The organism is Streptomyces odonnellii (assembly GCF_000981895.1).
Lineage (GTDB): Bacteria > Actinomycetota > Actinomycetes > Streptomycetales > Streptomycetaceae > Streptomyces > Streptomyces odonnellii.
In genome coordinates this window covers 1-4,573 of the sequence record NZ_LATD01000271.1, presented here as the reverse complement: position 1 = coordinate 4,573, position 4,573 = coordinate 1, and the positions used below count along the sequence as shown (strand labels likewise).

The following is a 4,573-nucleotide window of genomic DNA, read 5'->3' as shown; positions in this document are numbered from 1 at the left end:
CCTTCCGCCTGCACCCCCTCCGTCAACACCCCCGCCCTTACGGCTCCAGTACCACCTTCCCCACCGTTCCGCGTGTCTCCAGTGCTCGGTGGGCGCGAGCCGCCTCCGCCAAGGGGAAGCGCTGGACGGCCGGGCGCAGACGGCCCGAGGCGGCTTCGGCGAGGGAACGCTCCTCCAGTACGCGCATGTCGCCGCCCGCCTTCTGCAGCATCACCGGCCCGAGAACGCTCTCAGAGGTGATTCCGCGCTCCGCCAGTTCCTCGTCCGAGAAGATCAGCGGCGCGCCGTCGTGCAGGCCGCTGCCCGACCAGCCGAAGACGAGGTGCTTGCCGCCCTTGGCTAGCAGGTCCACGGCCGCGCGGCCCGCCTCTCCGCCGACGGAGTCGAAGACGATGGTCGCGCCCCGGCCGCCGTGGTGCTCGCGGAGATGGTCGCGTACCTGTACGGGCCAGTCGGGGAGCGTGTAGTCGACGGCCAGGTCGGCGCCGTTCGCGGCGACCCGCGCGGTCTTGGCGGGGCCGCCCGCGAGACCGATGACGACGGCGCCCGCGTTCTTCGCGTACTGCACGAGCAGGGTGCCGATCCCGCCCGCGGCGGCCGGTACGAGGACGATGTCGGCCGGGCCGAGGCCGTCGGTGAACAGCAGGATGCCCATGGTCGTACGGCCCGTCCCGATCATGGCGACCGCCTCGGCCTCGTCGAGCCCGGCCGGGATCTCGTGCAGGCGGGCGGTGTCGGTGACGGCGAGTTCCGCGTAGCCGCCCGGCGCCATGCCCAGGTGTGCGACGACACGCTTGCCGAGCCAGCCGGGGTCCGCGCCCGCGCCGAGCGACTCGACCGTACCGGCGACTTCGCGGCCCGGGACGGTGGGCAGTTCGACGGCGGCCGGGTACGGGCCGCGCATGCCCTCGCGCAGCGCGGTGTCGAGCAGATGGACCCCGGCCGCGGCGACGGCGATCCGGACCTGGCCGGGGCCGGGGAGGGGGTCCTCGACCTGCTCGTACGTGAGGTTCTCGGCGGGGCCGAAGGCGTGGAGGCGGATGGCGCGCATGGCGGGCTCCCTGGGTCTGTACGGCGTGTCGCGTTACGGAACGGCTCGTACGGCGAATCCGGCGTATCCGGTGAATACGGCGTGTCCGGGCGTATTCGTGTGTGTCGGGTACGCGTGTTCCGTGCGACTGGCCGTGGGCGGTTGCCGGTGGGCTCTGGGAGCAAGCCTCCGACCTCAAGCATGCTTGAGGTCAAGCCCCGCCGGGCCGACGCCCTTCTGCTCCTCCGGCCCTTGCTGCTCGGGCCCCGGCTGCTCCGGCCCCGGCCGCTCCGGCTTCTGCTGTTCCGGCCTCCGCTGTTCCGGCCTCTGCCGCTCCCGCCCCCGCTGCTCCTGCCCCGGCCGCTCCGGCCTCCGCTGTTCCAGCCGCTGGAGAGCCAGCGATGCCGCCGCGATCCCGCTGTTGAACGACACCTCCGACAGCACACCGGGCGCGGCGACCTCGTCCCCCGCGAGATACACCCCGTCGCCCCGGTCGATCCGCGGCCGGTCCCGCCAGGTGGTGCCCGGCCGGTCGACGGCGCCGGTACGGCCGGTCGCGAGGGACTCGCGCCGCCACACCGTACGCCCGCGCCAGCCGGGAAAGCCCAGGTCGAGCAGGCGCTCGGCGCGAGCGACGCCATCGGCGGCGGACTGTCCCGGACCGACCGGGAACTGCCCCTGGAGCAGCTCGTGGCCGCCCGGGGCGAGGGACGGATCCTGCGCGGTGAACCGTTCCAGCCAGCCGGGGGCGTCGAGGTCCGAGACGATGAACGGGTCGCCGGCGCGCGCCCGTACCGCCAGATCGAGCAGCGCCGTACGGCCGCCGGTCCAGCGCAGACCGTCGTCCCTGAGGAGCCGGCGGGCCGCGAACAGGGAGGTCGCGACGATCACTGGGCCGTGTTCGGGCAGGGCGTCGAGCGAGTCGATCCGTACCGCCGTCTCGATTCGTACCCCCAGATTCCAGGCGTGCCCGGCCATACGGTCGGTGAGCTGGCCCCAGCCGCCGACCGGGTAGCGGGCCTCCGGGGGCAGCGCGGCGGCGCGCCGGAGCCGTTCCTGCACGAACGCGGCGGAGAGCGAGCCGGGGTCGTCGTGGAAGAGGGCGACGGCGGCGAAGTGCGCGGCGGCGCGCGCGGTGTCCGGCCCGGCGAGCGCGCTGACCCAGGTCATGAAGTCGGTGTCCACCGGGGCCTGTTGGGCCGGGCGGCGGGCGAGCCGGAACACGCCGAGGGGCGGGGTCCTGCGCAGCGCGCCGCCTCGGTGGAAGCGGAAACGGGCGGCCTCGCGCGCGGGCGGACTCGCCATGGAGCCGAGCAGTCCGCGGCGGCGCAGCCAGGCCCAGTGGGGGCCGCGGCTGTAGAGGGCGTGCGGTCCTTCGTTGGTGAGGTACGGGCCTTCGGCGGTACGGGCGCGGCCACCGAGGGTGTGATGGGCCTCGTAGAGGGTGACGGTGACGCCCGACTCGGCGGCGGTGATGGCGGCGGTGAGTCCGGCGAGGCCGCCGCCGATGACGGTGATACGGGTTGTGCGGTCGCTGCGACCCCTACGGTTCCTGCGGTCGCTGGGATCGCCGTGGTTGCCGCGATGACTGCGGTCGTCGCGGTCGTTGTGGTGACTCAGGTTGCTGCTGCTGTTGGTGCTGTTGCTGTGATTGCTGCGGTCCATGGCGTGCGTCTCTCCCCTGCCGTGTCGGCTGTCGCTCGTGCGCCGGCCTTCGCTCGTGGTCACTCCCGTGCGCGGGCTTCTGTGGGCGGACTTCTGGAGGTGTGACGGATACCGGACAGCTCGATGTGACATCGGCGCGTTGTCAGTGGCGTACGTCACCATGGGGACATGGCGAGGAAGACGACGAAGAGCGGTGCGGACGGGGGCACGGCGAGGCGGGTGGAGGTGCGTCGGGCGGAGGTGCGGCTGCCGCCGCTGAGTCCGTACGGCGGCGGGCTGGAGCCGGACGGGGATTACGACGGGCTGGAGTTCAAGGACCTCGACCTGACGGGGCAGGAGGGGGCCGGCGCGCGGTTCATCGACTGCGCGCTGCGGGAGTGCGCTCTCGATGAAACGGCGCTGGGGCGGGCGCGCTTCATCGATTCCGTACTGAGTGGTGTCCGGGGTGTGGGCACGGATCTGGCGGGCGCGTCGCTGCGGGACGTGGAGGTGGTGGACGCGCGCCTGGGCGGGGTGCAGCTCCATGGCGCGGTGCTGGAGCGGGTGCTGATCCGGGGCGGGAAGATCGACTATCTGAATATGCGGAAGGCCCGGCTGAAGGATGTGGTGTTCGAGAGCTGTGTGCTCTCGGAGCCGGACTTCGGGGACGCGGAGCTGGAGCGGGTGGAGTTCCGTGACTGTGTGCTCAGGCGGGCCGATCTGACGGGGGTGCGGCTGAGGGACGTCGATCTGCGGACGGTCGCCGAGCTGGATATCGCCCGGGGCCTGGACCGGCTGGCGGGCGCGGTGATCAGCTCGGCCCAGCTCCTCCACCTGGCACCGGCGTTCGCGGCACAGATCGGGGTGCGGGTGGAGGACTGAACGAAGGGGGTACGGAGGTGAGGCCGGGCGGGGGCCGTGCCTTCAGGCGCGCCGGGCCGGGCGGCTTGGCGCCCTTCGGGCGTGCCGGAGCCGGGGCACAGGCGGACCGAAGGCCCCGGCCTGGGGGGATGGACCGGGGCCTTCGTGGTGCTCCGGGGGCGCGCCTGGTGTGGGGGGAGGAGCGACTGCCCGCTCCCGGCGCTGCCCCGGCACTTCTCGTCTGCCCGGAGCCCGGGGATGTACGCCTGACGATCAGGAAAACGATGCAAGGGGTGTGTGCCCGTCGGGTGCTCACGGTGGAGCGCCTGTAGGGGGTGGGTGACGGGCCGCGCGCCGTACTCGTACGGGCCTGTCGGCGGGCCCTGCCTGCGCAGGTCAGAAGAGCAGGTCAGAGGCCGTGTCAGGAGGTGGGTCGGAAGACGGGCGCGAGGCAGGGGGAGACGGGCGGGAGACGGGCGGAAGGCGGGTCACACGCGGGGGAAGCGAGCCTGGAGGTCCCAGACGATCGGGTTGTCGGACAGGCCTTCGTGCATGTCGGCCAGGTCCGCGATCAGATCGTGCAGGAAGTCGCGCGCCTCGCGGCGGAGCAGCCGGTGGCTGAAGGTGAGCGGGGGCTCGTCGCCCGGCATCCAGTCGGCCTCTACATCGACCCAGCCGAACCGCCGCTGGAAGAGCATCAGGTCGGACGACTCGGTGAAGTCCAGCTCGGCGTACTGCGGTGTCGCCGCGCGGCTGCCCCGAGGGTCGAGGTCGAGCTGCTCGACGATGTCGCACAGCGCCCACGCGAAGTCGAGCACCGGCACCCATCCCCAGGCGGTGGACACCTCACGGTCCGCCTTGGTGTCCGCGAGATAGACGTCCCCGCAGAACAGGTCGTGCCGCAGTGCCTGAACATCCGCGAGCCGGTAGTCGGTCTGCGGCGGATCGGGAAAGCGCCGGGAGAGGGAATACCCAATGTCAAGCACCCCCCAATGCTCCCACGCCCTCCTCGGATCCCCGACGTGTCCCGATCCGCAC

4 protein-coding genes are annotated in these 4,573 nt (G+C 72.7%); 1 reads left to right on the top strand and 3 read right to left on the bottom strand.

The window, feature by feature from the left end; genetic code table 11:
• Positions 1-37: 37 nt before the first annotated feature.
• Both WH07_RS23925 and WH07_RS23920 read right to left on the bottom strand, forming a co-directional pair.
• Entirely contained in the window at positions 38-1,051 is a 1,014-nt protein-coding gene (locus WH07_RS23925) for a zinc-binding dehydrogenase (protein WP_046503752.1), read from the bottom strand.
• A 174-nt stretch (positions 1,052-1,225) separates the two neighbouring features.
• The gene (locus tag WH07_RS23920) at positions 1,226-2,695 is read right to left on the bottom strand and encodes an NAD(P)-binding protein (RefSeq protein ID WP_079023506.1); all 1,470 of its coding nucleotides are present in this window, start codon (positions 2,693-2,695) and stop codon (positions 1,226-1,228) included.
• Between the two features lie 168 nt (positions 2,696-2,863).
• On the opposite strand from WH07_RS23920, the gene WH07_RS23915 reads away from it, so the two are divergent.
• Positions 2,864-3,556: a pentapeptide repeat-containing protein gene (locus WH07_RS23915; RefSeq protein ID WP_046503749.1), complete on the top strand. Its 693-nt coding sequence runs from the start codon at positions 2,864-2,866 to the stop codon at positions 3,554-3,556.
• Positions 3,557-4,023: 467 nt separating this feature from the next.
• On the opposite strand, the gene WH07_RS23910 is transcribed toward WH07_RS23915, so the two are convergent.
• Positions 4,024-4,521 (bottom strand): hypothetical protein, encoded by a 498-nt coding sequence (locus WH07_RS23910; protein WP_046503746.1) that lies wholly within the window; start codon positions 4,519-4,521, stop codon positions 4,024-4,026.
• Between the last annotated feature and the right edge of the window lie 52 nt (positions 4,522-4,573).